Below are 21,954 nucleotides of genomic sequence, written 5' to 3'. Positions count from 1 at the left end.
TTCGTAACTATCACCCATATGCCGCCCGCGGTCTGTGAGAAAGTCACGGATGCTTATTTCTTCCTGGGACATGCCAGTTCACTACGATATACGATATCCGTACCATTACGCACGTCAATCAATGCACACCTGGGTTGCCATGATACCTACCGCAGTTGGTTCGAGCATACTGCCACCAACTACTTCATGTGGCGGATGATCAGCAATCCCAGCGATCTCCAGTTTGTCCCAATTAGACATGACTAGCTAAATGATTCAAGCGAATGGCGAAATCACCTGTCGGCTACCCCAAACCGGCTGCAGTGGGCTTGCTTCCAGTTCTCGATCATTCCGCACGCCGATCACCTCACCTGCCTCTTTGAAGACTGACCATCTCCATTGCTACGCTATGGTCATCGGCGTAGCGTTCGCAGAAATTCACATGATGTTAAGATTATGTACATCGCCCTATGGTTTAGAGACGCCCTATGGTTTAGAGACGGAGCGCCATTCCAGCTGGCAAAGGTGGGCAGCTATCACGGTTACTGCATCCGAGCAGCGTCAGCACACATCCATCCGCACCATAGATCCCCCCGCGATAAGGCGAGTGGGCCAAATTCTTCGAGGTTACCGAGAGAGCCCTTCCCGAATTCCCTCTGTCACTCGACTACACCTCGGCGCACTGCGAAATCATGGGCGTGCAGTTTATGGACGAGCAGCAAATAGTTGCGTTCGCATCTACTTGCTTATCGACGAACACACAATTCTGCGGCGGAGTGTTCACGATCTCCGCCGTGGCTGAACAGAAAACTACCGGAGCCGAAACGTATTACACGATCACCCCAAGCGATACTCGCCGCAATTTAGCTTACTTCACGACAACGAGGTGGTTAACCGGCTTTGTTCCGATTAAGATCCCTGCCACCGGATCGTCTTTCCGTAAGATACACAGATGTCGTTAAACTCCGATCAAGACGTCGCGGACATGCCGCTGGACCGCGCATCGGAGCTGACGCTAATGTAGTCGGCCAGGACAATTTAGAGTACCCTCCTACACTACTCTATTCGGCATTCCTCCGATTTCTGCTCTTGCCAACTCCCAGGTAGACAGTTGGCACTTCAAGATCTGCAACGATGGTGAGATGATGGGGTAAGTTTCATACAGGTGAATCTACTTAAGCACGGAACCCAATTTACGGTTCTGTTCCCGAGTAAGCCGATAGTCCACAAATCAATTACCTATCTATGTAAAAGCGATGAAATCCGCATTTTTATCAGCGTCGCTGAAGACCGCAACTTAGTGGGAATTCCACGGCGCACTGGGACACAGACGCATCATTCGTTTAGTTGTTTAATCACCACACGAATTGCGTAGCCACTACACCAGTATCCATTTTGCGCCAGCGGCGCACCGGATCAAGCAACGCGTGGCGTCCAAGCCGGTTGCCGACCACGCCAATGAGTTCGACACACGGGCCACAGCACCGCAGCGACCTGTGCGAGTCAGCATCGGACGGGGCATTGTTGGGGTGATTGAGGCCTTGGGTGGTGGTGTTGTGGTGGGCTGGTGGGGTGTGGGTGGTTGATCTGCGCTAGAAGGTTGCCGTATGTGCCGCCGACGGCCGGATCATCGATGCACTGTTCACTAACACGATACTGCTGCACCCGGCGGCATGCCTGCTTGCTGGCTGAGGGCCGGTCAACAAGCCGCCGACACCGATACCAGCGGCAGAAATGGTGCAAGGGATAACATCAGGTGCGAATAGTTATACCGTGCACGGGGACGTGCCTGTTCAGGTGCGGCCACATTGACCACGCCGACACCTCAAGGCCATGACATGCACACTAAAACGCCCCTACCCCGCGGCGCTAACAACTATCCTCACACTCACGCCTGCATCGATATCGCCTTCAGCACAGCCCAGGTGCCCAGCCCCTGGCATCATCAACATGTAGACCAAGCAGCATCCACCACCGACATGCTTACGTGCGCCGCGCTAATCGTGTCCACTGCGGCAAAGCACACGAAGCCTCATCGAAAGCAGGCAGTCAGCCACCCATCAACAAAAACCCCGCAACACAGCAAAACACGTCAACAGGATTCCGGGCTGCCCCCCACGACTACCGAACATATCGGCCAGTCATAAAACGCAAAAACAGCCATTTCACCCACCACCTATGAAACCAACCGAACAACTCACCGCCACAGACACAAGACAGCAGAGCCCGGGAACCGCACGATTTTTGACGCCACTCAGGCCAAGTTGGCCAACAACAGCGCTTCAGCGACCGCCGCGCGTTCTAACACACCCAAATGCACGCTCTCGTTAACGCCGTGAGCCTGCGTTGCAGGGTCTCCGACACCGGTGACCAGGATCTTCGCTTGCGGAAACGCGGAGGCGAACTCGGCGATGAACGGGATCGAGCCACCCATCCCCATATCGGTCGGATCAGCACCCCACGCCTGCCGGAACGCTGTCCGCGCGGTGTCATAAACTCCGCCGCTGGCCTCGATGGCGTACGGTTGGCTGACCTCGCCGCGGATAACGCTGACTTGGGCACCCCACGGAGCATACCGCTGCAGATGCGCGGTCAACGCATCCAGGTGCACCGCAGCGTCACCGCCCGGCGCGATCCGCATGCTGATCTTGGCCCGGGCCCGCGGGATCAGCATGTTCGAGGCTGCGGCAACGGATGTGGTGTCGATACCAATCACAGTGATCGCCGGTTTGGCCCATAGCCGCTGCGGCACTGAACCCGAGCCTATTTCTGACACCCCATCCAACAAGCCAGAGTCAGCCCGTACTCGCTCGTGCGGATAGTTCACGTCTGCAGCAGTAGTACTTTCATGCAGACCCGCCACGGCAACGTTGCCGTCGTCGTCGTGCAGGCTGGCCAGCAGCCGCATCAGCACACTCAGCGCGTCAGGAACCACGCCACCCCACAATCCGGAATGCAGCCCGTGGTCAAGTGTGGCGACCTCAACGACGCAGTCGACTAAGCCACGCAGTGACACCGTCAGCGCAGGGACATCGGTACTCCAGTTATCCGAGTCGGCAATTATGATCACGTCAGCAGCCAGCGCATCGCGGTGGGCGGCCAGCAACCTGCCCAGCGACGGCGATCCGGATTCTTCTTCGCCCTCCACGAAGACTGTCACACCCACCGGCGGTCGACCACCATGCGCCCGGAACGCAGCTAAATGCGTTGCAATGCCTGCTTTATCATCGGCGCTGCCGCGACCGTAGATTCGCCCGTCGCGTTCAGTGGGCTCGAAAGGCGGCGACGCCCACTGGTCGCGGTCACCTTCCGGCTGAACGTCATGGTGGGCATACAGCAAAACGGTGGGCGTTCCCAGTGGGGCCGGATACCGAGCAATGACGGCCGGCGCACCACCCTCACTGACGATACGCACAAAGTTAAAACCCGCTTGCGACAACAGATCTAAGACCACTTGCGCGCTGCGGTGCACCTCATTCCGCCGGCCAGGATCGGCCCACACCGATTCGATCCGGACCAAATTCTCAAGGTCGCGTCGTACCAACGGTAGCACTTCACGAACACGCTCAATAAGATCACTCATGGCTTGAGGCTAGTCCAGCGTCTACTGCACGCCAGCTTGCGCCGCAGGCGGCTGGGGTACCTCCCCACAAACGGGGGAGGTACCCCAGCTCACAGAACCTCCAAGATCACCACTGCCGCCGCGATATCCCCTTCGTGCGTCAGCGACACATGGATCGTCACATCCGTCAGATGCTTAGCGATGGCTCCGGTGAGCCGGACCCGCGGACGGCCCCACATGTCGTTGACTACCTCGATATCGCGGTGGATGTTCTCTGGCAGCATCGGTCGCTGGGCGAACCGCGATCCTGACCACGCCTTGATCACCGCTTCCTTCACAGCCCAACGCGCCGCCAGGTGACACACCGCCGACGAACTCTTGACCGAGGCATCGCGACGCTCACCAGGAGTGAAGATAGTCATGAACACCGTTCCCGGTTGGCTGACCTGCTCGGCGAAATCAGGGATGGAGACGAGGTCGATTCCCACGCCGACAATGCCCACGAAGTGCTACGTTAACCGATGACCGAACTCATCCGATATAAGCATCGCCGTCACCAAGCCGAGCAGCCGGATTGAGCAACATCGCTGCCTCTTGCAGCTTCTCCGGCACATGGTGGTCGAAGCGACGGTCCGGTGGCCGCTCGTACATCGGCGCACCGCCAGCGATCGCCGAAGCCAGACGCCGCTGACCGGCTAGCAGGCGCACATTCGCACGCCGCTGGTAGTCGTCCCGCTGACCTGGGTCTAGCGCGGCGATAAACGCCTGCGGGTGCACCAACGCCACTAAACCCGACACGTGCCCGAACCCAAGGCTAGTCAGCATGCCGGCCTTAAGCGGGAATTTTTCGCCGAGCCGCAGCGTGTCGCGTAGCCATACAAAGTGCGCCGCACCAGCTAGCTCCTCATCGACGCAATCCAGGCTGCGGTTGGGCGGGATTACCCCATCCCGCAGCATCTGGCACAAGCCCATCATCTGGAAGACTGCCGCGCCTCCCTTGGCGTGGCCTGTGAGGCTCTTCTGCGACACCACGAACAGCGGAGCACCCGCGGAGCGGCCCATCGCGTCAGCGAGCCGCTCATGCAGCTCGGTCTCGTTGGGATCATTGGCCAGCGTCGAAGTGTCGTGCTTGGAGATCACTGCAATGTCGTCAGCAGACACACCAAGCTTGGCCAGCGACTGGACCAACGGCGAATCCTTGCCACCGCGGCCTGCGCCAAGCGCGCCCAAGCCCGGAGCTGGGATTGAAGTGTGCACACCGTCACCGAACGACTGGGCGAACGCCACCACCGCAAACACCGGAAGACCCATCTTGAGCGCTAGGTCACCACGCGCCAGCAGGATGGTGCCACCACCCTGGGCTTCGACGAAACCCAGTCGACGCCGATCGTTGGGCCTGGAGAACTTGGAATCGTGGATGCCCCGGCCACGCATCATGGCGGTGTCGGCGGTGGCCGCCATATCGCCGAAGCCAATGATGCCTTCCAACGTCAGGTCATCTATGCCGCCAGCTACCACCAGCTCGGCTTTACCGAGCCGGATCTTGTCGACACCCTCCTCGACCGACACCGCGGCCGTCGCGCATGCAGCGACCGGGTGAATCATCGATCCGTAGCTGCCAATATAGGACTGGACTACGTGCGCGGCAACTATATTCGGCAAGATTTCCTGAAAGATGTCATTGGGCTTGTTACGACCCAACAAGCTGCTGTGATACAATCTTTGTATCGAAGTGCCACCGCCCATACCGGTGCCCATGGTGTTGGCCACTAAACTCGGGTGCACATAGCGCATCACCTCGGCGGGGGTGAAGCCAGCGCTCAGGAACGCATCGACAGTTGCTACGATACTCCACACCGCTACCCTGTCGATGGAACTGACCATGTCGGGGCTAATGCCCCACACCGTCGGATCGAATCCGGTCGGGATCTGACCACCAACGACCCGTGACAGCTTCATCTTTCGCGGCACTCTAATCTCGGTGCCGGCCTTGCGGATGACCTGCCAGTCGCTCGAGTCGGGCACCGGCCGGATAACCGTGTGCTCCGGATCGAACTCGACAAAGGCACGAGCGTCGGCCTCCGAGGAGACGACGAACGCGAAGTCCTTGTCCAAGAACACCGAGACCAGGAGCGGGTACGCATGATCAGGATCGATCGTGCCATCATCAACGAACTCACGGATGCCGCAACGCTGCACCACGGTGTCGTGGTAGCGTTCAACTAATTCGGACTCGTCGACCAATTCGCCGGATTCGGTGTCATACCAACCGGGTTGCGGGTCGTCTTCCCACCGAATCAATCCAGTGGTCCAGACCAACTCCAGGACACCGGCAGCCGACAGTTCGCCCGCAACCTCCATCTCGAACCGGGTACGCGACGAACCGTACGGGCCTATTTCGGCGCCACCGACAATCACCACCAGGTCGGCGGGGTCGACATCAAGGTCGTCCCAGTGCGGCGACGCCGGAGTGTAGCCGCGAGGTGGGGAGGGCAACGCGGCAATCGTGCCCGCTACCTCGGAGGCTTCAGTTGCTTCATCTTCTGCGGCCTGCGCCGCATGATCTTCACGCGCTTTGGCGGCTAGTTCGGCCATGTCGAGATCAACCTCACCCAGGCCTCCGGTCAAGTCCACCGTGATCGGCGTGCCGGCCGCAGCCACCTTGGACTCCGCATTGCACAAGTCCAACAACATTGCGGCCATCTCATCGGTGGAGTACGTGGTAACGCCTGCCTCTTCGACAGCACTGACGATAACGTCGTTGTGCCCCATCAGCCCCGTGCCGCGAGTCCAGCCAATCAGCGCATGTGCCAGACTGACCCGCGCCGCCCACGAAGACTCGGCGTGCCAACGACTCACCACGGCGTCCAAAGCCGACTTAGCTTCGCCGTAAGCCCCATCGCCACCGAACATGCCGCGGTTGGGTGAGCCGGGCAACACCACGTGCAGCCGCGACGCGACATCGCGCTCAGTGCCGATCTTCGACAGACCAACAATCAGTCGCTGCACTGCCCACAACAGCACTTTCATCTCTATCTCGGAGCGTGCACCGGCCTCCGACAAGTCACCGATCACACGCGGCGCTGCAAACGGGAACAGCAGCGTCGGTGTCTGCGCATCCTTGATGTGAATCGACTGTGGCCCAAGGCTTTCTGTCTGTTCGTTGCCAATCCATTCAACCAGTGCATCAATGTCAGAATAGGATGCCATGTTGGCCGCGACCACCCACAACGCGGCGCCGTACCGAGCATGGTCACGGTACAACGCACGGTAGAACGTTATCCTTTCCTCGTCGAGCTTCGACGTTGTCGCTATCACAGTGGCACCGCCATCGAGCAGTCGTGCTGCAACCGAGGCGGCGATCGAACCCTTTGAAGCTCCTGTAACGACGGCGATTTCACTGCTGTAGAGACCTCGATCCGGGTTCTGGGCACCGGCAGCGATCCGTCCGTACAGCGACGCGTGGATCTGGCGACCCGCGGCCAACGACTTACCCTGCCACCAGGTGGCCTGGGTAGCAACGACGTGGCCGGCGCCCTCGAACCTTTCCGACAGATGCGACCACTGGGCTTCAATCTCACCCTCGTCATTCAGCCACAACCTGACCAAATCCTCACGGGCACTAGCCCAGCGGTCGTCGAAAACAACGGCCTTCTTGACGTCGAACACCGGAGCCACCAAACGGGGCCAGTCCGTACTCAATTCAGCAGTAACCAAATCGATGAGCCCGGTGTCGGTGGTAGCTGGAGCCGCAGTAACGGGTCCATCCAGACCCAGCTGACCCAATACCAAACGGGCCGCCGAAGCGAGCACGCCGTCGTGTCCGGTGATCTGATCGGTGAATTCGCTCAATGCTGCAACGTCGACGGTCGCACTTCCTCCACTGCCCGCGGACGGCAGGGCCACCACAACGCCATGCCGCGCAGCGACCGAAGCGACCGCCGCGTCAACGGCCTTGTCAACGGAGTCGACATCGGCCAACGCACCCTCGTTCAGGTTGCCCAGGGGTCCCCCACGAACACTGGTGCCCTCACGAGTTCCCAGCGCAATCTCGACCGTTACGTGCTTAACCCAACCATCGCCGAGCTCCCAAATCTTCTTGACCCGCTCGGCGATGACGCCGGGCCGCTTGCCCGAGGGCCCTAGAGCCGAGCGCAGCTGATCATTAATCAATTCAGAAAGCACTGGACCGTAAGGCTTATAGGTGCGCGCTAACTTAGTCACCTGCGACCGCAGCCCGGCTAGATCCGCCTCGGCGACGCCATCGATGGCGCCCAGGCTCAACTCAGAACCCAAGTCTACCAGCAGCTGGTTACGCCGCGACGACGCGCCATCAGTGATGGACTCGATCGAGTCCATCTCCTCAATCTGGTCGAGGCGCATCTTGGCCGACAGCGCGATCAACGCCAATGTAGCGTCGGCGGCGCCGAACGAAATGTCCTCCGGCCGAGGACCCGACGGCACCACCGGAGCAGGCGCAACAGTTCCCAGCGCTAACGCGCTTTCTGCCGGTAAAGCGGCGGAAGCGTCCGATACGTTTTCTGGCTCCGGCTCTAGCTCGGGATCGGTGTCAGTGGCGAACAGCACCGCGGCGTCACGCTCGACGTTGAGCACTTCGACTGTGTTGTGGGAATATTCAGGAAGTTTAAGGGTATCGGTAGCGAGCCCAGCAACGGTCGGCGCCGACTTCACACCGATCTCGACGAACCGCTCCACGCCGAGGCCGCCAGCGGCCTCTTCGGTGAACAACAGATCCTGCGTTTCGATCCAGCGCACGGGGCTGGCGAATTGCCAAGCCAACAGCTCGATTAACACCCGCCGCGCCATCTCACTCGGGCGCTCACGGCGCCAGGTATCATAGTCGGCGAGGATATCGTCGAGTGGCTCGGCAGGTACCAGATCCCGGATCTCCTGGATGAAGTCGCGAGCCAGTGTGAACGGCCGTGGCACTAGGTTGGGGATGTAGCGCCCAATGATCCAGTCGGGATCTTGATCCTGCGGCAGGACGCGGTCCAGCGAACGGCGGAATTCTGCCACGCCGACCCGTAGCACCCGCGAGTGGAATGGCACGTCGATGCCAGGCACCAAGATGAATGAGCGCCGACCGCCGGTGAGCTCACGGCGCCGCTCCACTTCGGCTTCCAATGCTTCCAGGCCGTGGACCGTGCCGGCAATCGCGTACTGCGAGCCACGCAGGTTGAAGTTCACGATCTCCAGGAATTCACCAGTGCTTTCGGCGATTCCTCTGACAAACGCGGGAACCTCATCATCGGGCAGGCCGATCTGCGAGGGTCGGATCGCCGCCAACCGGTAGTTAGAACGGCCCAGTTCGTCGCGCAACACGATGTCGTGCATCTTCGACCCGCGGTGAAACACAGTCTCTAGCAAGGCTTCTAGCTCATAGACTCCCATGACACAGGCCAATGCCGTATATTCGCCGACGGAATGGCCGCAGGCGATAGCACCTTCGACAAAAGCACCCTGTTCACGCATCTCAGCAACCTGCGCGACCGCCACCGTAGCCATCGCAACTTGGGTGAACTGTGTGAGGTACAACACCCCATCGGGATGGTGGTAATGTACACCGTTGGCGGTGATATTGGTCGGGTTGTCACGCACCACGTGCAGGACCGAAAACCCAAGCCCGCTACGAGTAAATTTGTCAGCATCGTCCCACACCCTGCGGGCCGCCTTGGAACGAGCCCGAACATCCATGCCCATACCTTTATGCTGGATACCCTGGCCGGGGAACGCGTAGACAGTCTTGGGCGCGGCCAGCCGTGCGGTAGCCGACATCACCAGACCCGAACTGATGCGCGCGCTAACCTCTAAAATCTCTGCTCCCTGGTCGATTCCAATGCGGTCGACACGAAAGTCGACCTTGTCGCCAGGATGGGCCATACCCAGGAATCGTGCAGTCCACCCGATCAATCGCGCCGCCGGTCGAGCTTGTCCGTCGGTAGCCATTACCACGTGCTGAGCTGCAGCCGACAACCACATGCCGTGCACGATCGGCGATTCCAAGCCTGCCAACAGCGCAGCAGTCCGGTCGGTGTGAATGGGATTGTGGTCACCGGACACCACTGCGAACGGACGCATATCAATCGGTGCGGTAAGGGTGACGTCACGACGCCGTCGGCGCGGAGTGTCGGTCGCGTTCTCAGATATTGCTCCACCAGCCCGAACCGGGCCGGTGAGTTCCGCGGTGCCGGTGCGTCCGAGGATCACAAACCGCTCCTCGAGAGTGGCAAGCACAGCGCCGTCGGCTCCGGTTGTGTCTCTAATGGTCACCGAGACGGGCACGACACGGCCCATGTCTGTATCGATGGCCAAAGAAACCGTTGCGGTTACTGTCAATTGGGCTGGAACTGTTGGCAACTTGCCAACAACACAGACAGCGTGGTCCAGGTGCAGTAGATTCAGCAGGCCCTCCACCACCAAAACACCGGCTTCGGTAACTGCGGAGCCGATGGCCGAGAAAACCGCGGGCCAGCATGCACCGACCAATGCGTCGGGCACAGTGGCGAGACTGGGAGCCAGCGGCTCCCGGAAGGTGGCCGTGACCCCGGTGTGATCAGCAACCCGCTCAGGATTCCAGTCCACTGTGACTATAGCAGTTCCGTCTTTAACCGGGGACAGCAACTCCGGCCCGTCAACACCAGCGACGATTGCCAGCACTGCGCGCATGGCACTGGTGGCATCCTCGGTGGATACCAGCAAGGCACCGCCGTCAACGGTGTTGGTAGGCAACGTAAACGGGATGTCGATCCAACCGTTCGACACCGGGACGCTGAGAACTACCTGCTGGTCTTCGGACTTTACCTGCAACTGGGCACCGGTGGATGAGTGTGTCGCACTGAGGTTTCCATTAACCTGCCACTCATTCGGATCGGCGATCCGATGAACCGGGTTGGTAGCGATGCGCCCGGCCCACAGCACATCGGGTGCGTCAAGCACCACGGCCAGAGGTCCGGCCACATCGGCACGGCCCAACCGGCGCGACATAACCACCACCGGCTCCGCTCCGCCGGCGAGTACCTCGTCGATGGCGGCCTGTTCGAAGCGGTCCAGCAACTCACCAACGGGTTCGTCCATCTGTGTAATACCGGCCACCGCTGCAATGCCGGGGATGATGCACACCTGGTCGGCGTCATAGCGAGCATCATGCGCCTGCCACAGCGAGTCACTACGCCACCAACGCCGCACATCCTTGTCGATGACCGGCACGAAGTTGACCGGCTTGCCCAGCATCTGGCATAGCATGACGAAGAAAGGCGCATCCGCCGGGTGCAGCTGGACGGTTTCGGCGTCTGGGTAGTACTTCAGCAGAGCGGCGATAGCCTGGTTGGGTTTCTCTAGTAACACAGGATCGGTAAAAATTGTCTTAATCAGACCGAAATCACTTGGATGCAAACGTGATTCAGCTCTTTGCAACATTTTCTGGAACCGGTCACGCCAGGTATCGGCCAGCCATGGGCTGCCCGGTGACGCAGTGTCGGCGGTCGAGTTACCCTCGCCGATCGTCAACTCAACGTAGCGCTGCAACCACTGCAGGTAGGTCATCTCTGAAACGTCGCCAAAATAAGGTTTAGCGGTGTTGGCCATCGCCGCGATGATCTCGTCACGACGTTCTGCGACCGCCTCAGCATCGCCAGCGACCTCGTCAAGTAGTCGACCACAACGCGAGGCAGCGTTGTCAATCTCGTGGATGTCGGCACCGAGCTGGCTACGGCTGGAAGCCATGCCGCCCTGGGCCTTTCCGGAGCCGATCCACTGGTCGGTCCCTTGCGTTTCGACTAGCATCCGCTTAACCGATGGCGAGGTAGTGGCCTCCTTGGTAGCCATCGCCGCGGTGCCGACCAGGATACCGTCGATCGGCATCAACGGGAAGCCGTACGCTTGCGCCCAACGTCCGGACAAGTACTCCGCCGCCTTTTCGGGAGTGCCAATGCCACCGCCGACGCAAACAGTAATGTTGGCATGTGAGCGCAACTCCGAATAGGTGGCAAGTAGCAGGTCATCGAGGTCTTCCCAGGAATGATGACCGCCTGCACGCCCACCCTCGACATGCATGATCACCGGCTTGGTGGACATCTCGGTCGCGATACGAATCACCGAGCGTATCTGCTCAATGGTGCCGGGTTTGAACACGACATAGCTGATGCCGATGCCACCCAGTTCCTCGATCAACTCGACGGCATCTTCCAAATCTAAAATACCGCCGCTTATCACCACACCGTCGATCGCTGCGCCAGACTGCCGGGCTTTCTGCACCAACCGCTTGCCGCCAACTTGCAGCTTCCACAGGTACGGGTCAAGAAACAACGCGTTGAACTGATAGGTGCGTCCAGGCTCGAGCAGTCCGGACAGTTGCTCGACGCGGTTGGCGAAAATTTCTTCCGTGACCTGCCCACCACCGGCCAGTTCGGCCCAGTGCCCGGCGTTGGCCGCAGCAGCCACAATGTTGGCATCGACGGTGGTCGGGGTCATGCCCGCGAGCAGAATCGGCGAACGCCCAGTCAGCCGGGTAAACTTCGTCGAGAGCTTGATCCTGCCGTCGGGAAGTTGGACTACGGTTGGGGCGTAGCTCAACCAAGCGCGAACCACCTCAGGAACGGCCCCGACGGTGAAGAGGGTGCGCTGACCACCTCGATTTGCAACGGGCACAATGCCCACACCGAGGCCGCGAATCACCGGCGCAGTCAGCCGGGTCAGAATGTCGCCAGGACCCAGATCGATAATCCACCGAACGCCAGCACCATGTACCCGGGTAATCTCGCGCACCCAGTCGACGCCGCGCACCAGGATGGCCTCAGTCAGTTCCCGGGCCAACGTGACATCGAGGCCGACTTTCTCGGCCCAGCCTCCGACGATGCCAATACCGTCGGCCAGATGTGGCGTGTGGAAGCCTATCTCTACCTGCACCGGATCGAAGACCGGCGCAAAAATATCACCACCGCGGATCTTTTTCCTGCGATCCTCCTCCTCCTTGTCGGAGATCTGCCGGCAGTAACGCTCGAATCGCGACAGCTGTTCGGGAGTGCCGGTAATAACAACCGAACGCCACCCGTTGCGAATGGACAGCACCGGGGGTAGCACAGTGCGAACATCCTGTGCGAACTCATCGAGCAGCCGGCGAATCCGCTCGGGGTCAGCGTTGGTGACCGACACCATCGGCGGACGGTCGCCGAGGACGGAAATGCCGCGGCGGCGGGCCACCAACGTTCCGGCAGCACCAATCAGCTGGGCCATTGCCAATAGCTCAGCGTCGCGTGCCCCCCCGGCCTTCAACGCCTCGACAGCGAGCACCCCCTGGGAATGCCCCACAATCCCCACCGGGGGTGTCGCGATAAGGTCCATGCCCTGCCGTGCCAGAGCGCGCCCGACCGCGATCTGGGTGAGCAGCACGCCGGGTACCGACACCGCAGCCGACGTCAGGTGCTTGTCGGACGGTACCAAGTCTTCGGCCAACAGCGCGCGTACCCACTGCAGCGGCTCGAAACCGATCGGACGCACCACAACCAGCTCTTTGGCGACCGGTTCGAGTAGCAATTCGACCTCACAAACCAACGTTGCCAAGTCGGCTTCGAGCCCAGCCGAGGACACGAGTTCTTCCAGGGTCTCTAGCCAGGCGCTGCCTTGGCCACCGAACGCGACGACGTACGGTTCTCCGGCCTTTAGCCGATCCGCCAGAGCACGGGAGCCATGTAGGCTATTTCCGTTGCGATCAGCGGACACTTGGTCGTGCTCGTGGATCGTCACGCTCTATATCTCCCTGTGTGCGTCTTTAATAAGGTGTCTGTTCGCCAGGCCGCCTGGACTGCCGTGCGAAGCCCAGTCAGTTTCCGGTCGATTCCACGTTAAACCGCAGACCGAAAGTCAGCTGACCGGTGTGTGTTTGGTGCACCGGCCGTGGACCGAGCCGCGCGGCAGACTGCATCGGCTGCAACAAGGATTTCATAAGAGAAAACATAAGGTGTAACAAAAACGTGCCCTTCTTGCACGCCGAGTGGTTACTAGCGAGTTCTATATCCTATATAGGGGTAGCCATGTTGTAAGTAACGCCGGGTCAAACCGCGAGCACGGATGCTGCGGACAAACATCCTGCGTGTAGGTGGTTACGGTCAAGTAGCTATAACTGCATTGATCGAGGCAAGATTGTTATGGAATACTTCATACTGTTATATAAATTACAGTGAGGCTAGTTTATATAAATAATTTTTGATAGTGAGGCTACAGAGGCGAGGTACGTACCACCACGCATCTTTACAAGTCTACAGTCCCGTGCACCGAACGAAAACAAGTGTTTGCCGGAGTGCACAGGCACCGGCGTCAGGCAAGGCCGTTCAACGCGCCAGTAGCCCCAGACCGGCTTAAGCCCACTGCCCGAATTGGGGCTTGAGGATTGTGTTGACGTCAACCCCAACCCCACCAACGGTGCGCCTGTCAATCTCGACCTGGTGCAAATTCGCAGCCGGATGAGTGTAGCCCTTAGGGGAGCCCCAGTTGTGCTGCCAGAAATACGAGGCCAAGCCGTCTTGCAGGGCCCAGGCGATCGTCCTCGAATTAGCATAGACGCCCGTGCGCTGGTGCCCGATCACCGATTCCCAGGACCGCAGATACGGAGCAACCTGCTGTTTGTACTGCTCATACGTGGGATTAGAGTCGATCGAAGCGTAAATAGGTGCACTGACGGGACCACCAGCGGCAGTGTGTAACTGCACTCCGCGCTGGGCGTGCCGGAGGCCGGCAGTGGCACCGCCCAGCCAGTCTGCGGTATTGCCCTTGCCATATTGATAGCAGGAAACAATTTTTAGCCCGTTATTGATGAGGTCACGCGCCTCAGTGACCTGAATCGGCTTGCCAACCGCCCAGGTACCCCGAGGATCGGACACGTATCGGATTGCCCCCACCGCGCCGGTGGCCCTGATCTGGCTGGCGGGGATGACTCCGGCCGCGTAGTCCAACAAGGTGCCAAGTGAACCTGCCGTCGATGCCGGTACGGCGCACAACGCCGCGGCAGCGACACCTAGACCTAACAGGCCCGGTGTCACGGTAGCGAATTTAAGGACGTCACGCCGAGAAACCGACATATGTCACAGGATATGTCAGAAACACCAAAGAATCACGTCAAAACCACCAGTCACATATTTGTCATATTGACATAATCATATCCGAACGTCATGATGCTGCCGGTATTTCTGTCGGGCGACCCGTCCTCCGATAGTATGGAGAGCAGATCGTGGAGAATCTTTGCTATCTAGTACTTTTGGTTGGGAACCACCTTCATCAACCTCTCACGCACCGCATAGCAACGAGCTCAAACTGACAACGGCACAACCTGATCCACTGTGATCTTCAGGTCTGAGTAAGCTAGTGCGACGTTAGGGACGGTCGTAGCCAACACATCGATCAGACCCCAATCCCGATACAGCGCCAATGAGCGCTCTTAGCAAGCGAAGCCACTCACCGGATTGCCCCACAGCGTCCCACGGTCCACATATTCGATCGGCAGGCCATGCGCTGGAGCAGCAACCAAAAACTCTCCTAAGAATGTCCACAGTTGCAGTGCGCAGCAAGTCATCCGATGATAATCGAACATATATCTAACCGGCGCAATCGGGTACACCAAGGGCCGCACAGCGTCTGGCCATCGCACGTAGCTGCTCACCATGACCTGGATGTCTTCGGCACATTCAGACGGTTACTTAATACCATGAGCTAGGTTCGGGTATCTCAGCATCACGCCGGAGAATGCTTGCAACGCATTACTGTTGGTGCGGTAGAATGCTGCCAAATACTGGGGTAGACGCCGCTATCGAAATTGATCGCGCGCCATTCTTGAGACCGAGCCCGCGAGCCTCCCCTGGTTTCCACGCCGCACACATATTTCGGAAACCATTGCCGGTCTACATGCTCATCGGTGCTGCTGACCTACTCGATCACTTCACCCCAGCGCAACGTCCGGGTCATTGTCCATCCGGTCTGAACATATGGAGTAGGTGTATTTTTGGCCGAAGCAGACGATCTTCCCGTGATAAATAGACGCACACACTGGTGTCGATGCTCGAGTTGATGTTACGGTCAGGTCCAGTTGCATGGATCAACCCGCCCGGCTAATACCGACTAGATCAACTTGGCAGGAACAAGGAAGTAATGTTCGTCACCGTCGCAGTGGACAGCCCACGACGCAGCTCTGGCTCCGCTTTGATATTCAAGACCTAGGCAGCCATACGATGGTAGCCAAATTGCGCTGTATGTCCGCATTCAGGGTGGCCTGCGGTATGCCATAATCCTTTATAGGTGCCGTAATCACCGGTCTGTAGATAAAATAGCACCATCGTATAGAAACCGGCGACTATCGGTACCACCGGGCCGATTCTTAATTGAATATCCTCAGAAAGGCAAATGACTGAACGATCTCGGCAGCGTCGAGGTGGCCAGCCATGAGCCAAGTACCGTACTCCTGGTCGGGGTGGACACCTTCTGTGACAGACAACTCTAGTTCTGTGACTGACAACTCTAGCTTCCAATACTTGGGTACTAACTGAAATGGATAGCAGCGCTAAATCCCTTTCATGTCAAGCAACGTAGCGGTACTGCGCACATGACCGAGCGGATGACGGCTTGGTACCGCATCCCAGGCAAAATTGCGGCAAGAGAAATACCAGCCACCGCGCTCGTAAATTCAGTTAATCCCAAAATACCCCTGTGGCCTGCAGAGTCGTATCGCCGTATGCGCTGCGACACAACATCGTACCGCGTGGACTCCTTCGACAGTGATTTCGTGATCGACAGTCACCAATCGCTATCCATCGTCGCCGTTGAAAGAAGCGCGCAGATCGCGAAACAACTCGCCATCTCCGGATGCAGCTAGCACCGGAATGGCGGCAAGGTGGCGAGCCAGTGTTCACGATCGCCGTCAAAGTATACACCATTTTGTTGAGCGGTCACATACAGAATGGCCGCACGAGCAGTCACCGCATCGAGTACTCGCTATTCCTGACAAATCATCGCCATCTTTGCTTATCCTCCTCTTCCGACGGTCAAGTCGGAGGAAAATCCGACGATGAACCAACCCGTCGAGAACCGGTAAGTCGACAACGCAATACCGGTCGATCCGAACTTCCGTTCTGACGCATCCTTGGCCCGACTCAACAATCTAGTCCAAAACAGTATACGTCACGGTGCACTCCGTATACCACACAACCGAACGCAAACGGGGCCACCCCACTGACAGCGGTTCGACGACTAGAGTCTATTTCTAGTATTTCAAATATTGAAAATCAACGCCGTGGTGGTGCGACACTCCAACGAATCGAGACTGGCAATTACCGCTGTCACAGTAAATATATCCGATATTATGTTATAAATAGTTTTTCTGATGATTTGTTTGCCGACCTGAGACGCAACAGGCCGCTTTCCGGGCGCTAGTTCACACCCGGTTTCGCTCGGCTTGCTACAGTGACCACTCAACACCACTTCTGGGTGACGGTCAAGCATCGGCATGCTGGAAAAGAACCGGCCGCAGATTTTTGATTCCTTTGACCGAATCCTGAAGGCTCGATCGCCAGAAGCCTGGCTGAGCCGGCGGAAGGAAATCGATCTCCACAGCACCATCTTTGAGTACACACTCAAACTCACCGCGGAAAAGCGACGCAACCCATCCGACGACATCTGGCGGACGCTGGCATCGGCCGTCATCACCGGGAATGACGAAAAACCATTCCGTCTTCCCGCCAACGAACTAGAATTCTTCTTCGTGCTCACCTTCACCGGCAGCAACACCGCCAAGCACACTACTGGCTATTGGACTGCAGGCGTTCACCACGAATCCCGACCAGATAAAACGATACCGCGATCAGGAAGCATTGCACCCCAGCGCCGTTGAGGAAGTTCTGCACTGAACCCCGATATCATAGTGTACTGGATGCGTACCATCAAGGTTGATGTCGATTCATCCTCCCCCAACTTAACGGAATTGAGTTCATCGCATGGAATACTTAACCGTACTACCACCAGTTCTCGACTTCAGTGTGCATTCCGACCAATTAGCGAATGCCTATAGAGACACTGGATAGACTCTACCTTGACTACGTCGGCACCGAACACAGCTAGCAGAGAAGCTGGATAGCAACGGACCCGACCCAAAAAGTAACCAAATCGACAACGACAACTGTCTCGAGATGCAATCTTTGCGCCGCCATTTTACATGTAGATCCACATTTTACCATGGCTATATCTCTTTGCCCGCACAGCGTGCTGTGGTGCGGACAAGCACCGCAGATACGCACCTTGACTCAACCATGACAGGAGCGGCTGGTGAAAACCAGAGGGTTACGAACCAACACCCCGCGGTCGATCAGGTGGGCCGTCTCTCGGGCAGTGTAACCGTTACCCCTGCGCCGAGATCGGTAGGCAGAACAGTTAGCCCAGCCGACGATCTACTAGATGATTCATTCTGCCATTCAGGGACCAATCCGTTCCTTGATCAGGTTGCGGTATTCCCATCGGCTGATCTGAAACCGCAGCTACGGAATACCGCCAAGTTCAGGGCAGTCGACCATGGCCACGAAGTCCAGCCATGGCTGGACTTCGTGGCCATGGTGATCCCACCTTAGCCGTACCAGGTCGGTTCGATCGTAGGGTACTTCGAGAGAGCGGCGGACCGGAGGAACTCGCAGCAACTGCGGAATGCAGCTATTTGCTACTCTGCATCAACGTGATCGCCTCGAGTTTGGACAAGGTCGCGATTTCTCACCCGGATCGCCATACTCGAGGCGGCGTCGCGCGGCCAGTGCACCTAACACGCCGCCCACATACTCCCCGATCGATCGGCAGGCGAGTAGGCCCAGGCTCTGCAGCATTAACTCGGTTGCCGCGTGATCAGCGAACAGACCGATTCAGCCGAAATCGGAGATCATGACTATGATCACCTGCGGAAAGACGCTTAGCAGCCGCTGCGGATCGATTACCAGGGCCACTGCCCGCGATCAGCTTTCGGTGAGCACTATAACGTTCGGGGCAGCGAGTGCGGCGCGGTATAGGTCGGAATCCACCCAACAGGTCATTCTGCGCCTGCCCACGTTGAGATAGCTGAACAACGGGAAATCCCGGCTATCCAAGGATGGTAGCCACCGAAACAACAAAATCACCTTGCAACAGTTTGACTTTACGTAGCTCTGCGCCAACGTCGACCAACAGTTTGCTGCAATAACTGCCGACAATCAGGTCATTGATCTCGACAATACACAACTAGTCAAGCGAGATCGACCGGATGTCGGACCCGCAACTCACGCAACTATTTACAATATAATTGTTAAATTAGCTAAAGCAAGAACCGCGGGTCACCACGTAAAAATTAAATCACTAAATGTAATAAATTACATCATTAAATTAAATCGAGTTGCGAGGATCAGATCATCGCCTTAGCACTTGGTGACGACGCCCGTCGCCGGTTGTCGACACCGAGGATAGACGAAATCGTAGCTGAACGAGCTGTGCTGCCAGATCATCGACGGCAACCTGTTGCCGCGCCAGGAAGCGCTCGTCGAACCGTTAAACGTCAGCTTGCTCTCATTTCGGGAAGCGCTGCAGATCATGGACACTGAGAGGCTAATCTCGTTACGGCGAGGCAACCGTGGCAGCGTCGTTGTGCACACACCAACCAGGACCAGCGCCGCTTACATGCTTGGTTTACTGCTGCAGAGTAAGTCAATCGCGCTCGCCGACCTCGGCGCGGCATTACAGGAACTCGAACCTGCCTGCGCCGCACTGGCAGCCCAGTAGCACGACCGCGAGGATATTCTTAGTGCCAAAACTTAAGTAAAATCAATGATTCCATCGCTATGCACCCCGAAGACAGCCTGCTCTTCACTGAAATGGGTGTCGATTCCACGATCTCATCGTCCGCGGCAACTACACCATACATCGCGGTAGTAGGCAGCTTAGAGACGCTGTGGACCAGCCATGAACGGCAGTAGTCGAACGAGAGCTCAGCGCGGGGAACTTACCCATCGCTGGCGAAGCGCCGTGCCGGGCTCAACACGCATATCAAGTTCGCTGAGACGATCACCGAAGGTGACGTCGACCGGGCACGCCGGACCGCTGGCCGACACCCAGACCTAATGTGTCGTCAAGCTGGACACGAACAACGGATCTATGCGCTTTCACCGCAGGAATTGTCGCATCCGAAAGATATTCGGCGCCCTTGAACACCAGAACCGCACTGCTCACCGACAGCAACGACAGGGTCAGGAAAGCATGTGTTCGCAGGCTATGTGAGCTAAAGTACGACATGATGTTGGCGGAGCGACGTCAAGTCTTGCTACGCTCCGTAGAGATCGTGAACCACCATATCGTGACCTAAGCATCCGATACAGCGGAATCACCTGATGCCATAAACACACTGGAATCGGTCGACCTTATCTTTCACAAGGCCGATAAGCTGGGAAACATACGTGCACAAGCAAACACTCGAGCAATGGCAGGCAATCGGCTCGGCCAGACTGGATTTGTGTTTCGTAATGACCGCTGCCGCTGATGCGTGCGGATTCGCGGTTGATGTTTATCTCGTCGTCAGCGGCACACGAGCCTATACCAGCCAAAAGGACTCCCTACTCGGCATCCAAAGACGGCATGAATACGTTCGCCCGGGCATTGGCGCGAAGTCGACCGGAATGGCATCGACGTCCACATCGTGACGGCCAGAACAGGTAAAACCGAGATGCTGACCGACGTCCCCGTCAAGGTGGACGCAATCCAGGTGTCTAACGTCACCAAAGCTGTTGCCTAATTAGACACCGTCGACCCATTCATCATTGGAACTGCCGGAGATCCGGCTGAGTGCGGTCGGTACAGCGCGGCCCCTTCGCTCGGCCACAGACCGTGCCCCGACCGAAACTCGATGCCGTTCCACTCGGCCGAATGCTTTGATCACCAATTCACCGAACTCGCGCAGCGAAACCGACTACGAAATCGGCAAACCACACGTAGAAAAGCTCCACCCGATAAATCGTCAAGCCCGCGAAGTGTGCGATCAATTCATCCGGCGTCACCACAGACGAGTCCCGGGCCCAGGTGGCCGAATAGCCGAGTGTTCAGCTCATGCACAGCAGCCGAATAGTTACTTGACCTAACAAAGCCCGCTATCTGCTGCACCGAGATCCAGTACGCCCCGTCGCCTGAGCCAGCCGGGGCAACCGAGCAATATGATTCTCCTGGAGGTTCCACCAATCCTATTACCCGACAAAGAATTACATCATCAGAAGACCACTTCCACCCAGAACCAGCAGTATCCGACGAGCCGGTCTGGAACGCTGACTCTTGTCGCCGTCAGCCCAATACTGCGTGGTCAGCGCCAGGTGGCTTCCGAAATTGCTCGACCCGGTCCACCGGGTCCTACTGGATAATATCGAATCTGGCGAACTCCGCCGACCACAACCACGAACCTAGACTGAAATTGAATTTGCCGTCGAACGCAGCCGGCAGGATGATAGCGTGCTTAGCGAGTACCGTCGGATACCGGAACGCGTCGCATAGCATCAGATGACCGATCTTCAGCGCTAAGGCCCGACCGCTACCAAGGTCGTAATTCCCATCACATTTCAGATGTTTTCATCATGGAGCCCGGGAACCTCGAGATGATCAATGAACGCTATTCCGTCACAGCCACTGTCCTCTGCGTAGCACAACCGCTCGGTGATGTTGGACAGCGATAACCGCACCCTGCGACAGGAATAGAAACTATTCTACCATGCACCCACCTATGCATATTCTCAGCTGCGAGTCCGAAAGCCCAATTCCTGAAGCAATTTCCCGACAGAAAAAGGAATTTTCAGCAGAAAATCAACCGACACGACCAAGGTGATCCTTAATTTAGCCCCGTCGCTCCGCATCCCTCAGCACAGCGAGCCGTTCTGATCGACCTGGACGCCAGTGGTCCAGGCAGCAAGCCATTGGTACCCGTGCCGATACATCACACCAAACGGCTTCGCCACCCTCCTCATCTCTTATGGGAGACGACCATCTGGTTATGCCCGAAAAGTTCGAAGCGACACTGGTTGTGAACATAGTCGAGTGGTATCAGATTACCAACTTCACGGCCACGCCGACCATGCTGGCGAGTATCGTAGCCCTGCCTGACATCGGACTAAACGAGACTTGTCCAACGTCATCTTTAATCTTTATCCTCGCAGGGCGCTGCCGTGATGCCAACCGGCTATTGCATAGCTGGCTCGAACTACTCAGTCTCGAACAGATTGTCATCTCCTACGACAGGCACTAAGAACCCGAGGACTCACGGCATTGCGCAGCGACGAGTGGCTCACTCATCCGGGCAACGTAGGCCGCGACTTCTCGAATACCGATATCCAAATTCTAGATGCCGAACAAAGACCGCTGGGGTCCGGTAG

Annotated in this window: 6 protein-coding genes and 4 pseudogenes; 4 read left to right on the top strand and 6 right to left on the bottom strand. The window is 57.9% G+C overall.

Going from position 1 to position 21,954, the window contains the following annotated elements:
* Nucleotides 1–1,406: 1,406 nt before the first annotated feature.
* Nucleotides 1,407–1,565: a hypothetical protein gene (locus ML_RS06015; RefSeq protein ID WP_164920143.1), complete on the top strand. Its 159-nt coding sequence runs from the start codon at nt 1,407–1,409 to the stop codon at nt 1,563–1,565.
* Nucleotides 1,566–2,233: 668 nt separating this feature from the next.
* On the opposite strand, the gene ML_RS06005 is transcribed toward ML_RS06015, so the two are convergent.
* From ML_RS06005 to ML_RS17935, 5 genes and pseudogenes are all read right to left on the bottom strand, one after another.
* Entirely contained in the window at nt 2,234–3,562 is a 1,329-nt protein-coding gene (locus ML_RS06005) for a dipeptidase (RefSeq protein WP_010908191.1), read from the bottom strand.
* Between the two features lie 89 nt (nt 3,563–3,651).
* Entirely contained in the window at nt 3,652–4,044 is a 393-nt protein-coding gene (gene acpS, locus ML_RS06000; protein WP_010908190.1) for a holo-ACP synthase AcpS, read from the bottom strand.
* Nucleotides 4,045–4,072: 28 nt separating this feature from the next.
* Nucleotides 4,073–13,303: a type I polyketide synthase gene (locus ML_RS05995; protein WP_010908189.1), complete on the bottom strand. Its 9,231-nt coding sequence runs from the start codon at nt 13,301–13,303 to the stop codon at nt 4,073–4,075.
* 611 nt (nt 13,304–13,914) lie between these two features.
* Complete coding sequence (locus ML_RS05990) at nt 13,915–14,634, bottom strand: DUF1906 domain-containing protein (RefSeq protein ID WP_010908188.1); 720 nt, start codon at nt 14,632–14,634, stop codon at nt 13,915–13,917.
* Nucleotides 14,635–16,106: 1,472 nt separating this feature from the next.
* A pseudogene (locus ML_RS17935) lies at nt 16,107–16,522 on the bottom strand (nuclear transport factor 2 family protein).
* Nucleotides 16,523–17,048: 526 nt separating this feature from the next.
* Here ML_RS17935 and ML_RS05980 point away from each other — a divergent pair.
* From ML_RS05980 to ML_RS05965, 3 genes and pseudogenes are all read left to right on the top strand, one after another.
* A complete protein-coding gene (locus ML_RS05980) occupies nt 17,049–17,432 on the top strand; it encodes a cytochrome P450 family protein (RefSeq protein ID WP_010908187.1) in 384 nt (127 codons plus the stop codon).
* Between the two features lie 1,528 nt (nt 17,433–18,960).
* Nucleotides 18,961–19,755 (top strand): annotated as a pseudogene (locus tag ML_RS17930) (FadR/GntR family transcriptional regulator).
* A pseudogene (locus tag ML_RS05965) lies at nt 19,752–20,476 on the top strand (SDR family oxidoreductase). Before ML_RS17930 ends, ML_RS05965 begins: the two co-directional pseudogenes overlap by 4 nt.
* Here the strand turns inward: ML_RS05965 and ML_RS17925 are convergent.
* Nucleotides 20,466–21,267, bottom strand: a pseudogene (locus ML_RS17925) (LLM class flavin-dependent oxidoreductase); the annotation flags it as partial. The pseudogenes ML_RS05965 and ML_RS17925 overlap by 11 nt on opposite strands.
* Nucleotides 21,268–21,954 lie beyond the last annotated feature (687 nt).

It is taken from the genome of Mycobacterium leprae TN, assembly GCF_000195855.1.
Classification (GTDB): domain Bacteria; phylum Actinomycetota; class Actinomycetes; order Mycobacteriales; family Mycobacteriaceae; genus Mycobacterium; species Mycobacterium leprae.
The sequence above is the reverse complement of the archived record's forward strand: the minus strand, read 5'-3'. Positions and strand labels throughout refer to the sequence as shown.

Bases quoted from the DNA above. Each gene is read 5' to 3' on its own strand.
- ML_RS06005 (WP_010908191.1), bottom strand. From the start codon at position 3,562: ATGAGTGATCTTATTGAGCGTGTTCGTGAAGTGCTACCGTTGGTACGA.
- ML_RS05990 (WP_010908188.1), bottom strand. From the start codon at position 14,634: ATGTCGGTTTCTCGGCGTGACGTCCTTAAATTCGCTACCGTGACACCG.
- ML_RS05980 (WP_010908187.1), top strand. From the start codon at position 17,049: ATGCTGGAAAAGAACCGGCCGCAGATTTTTGATTCCTTTGACCGAATC.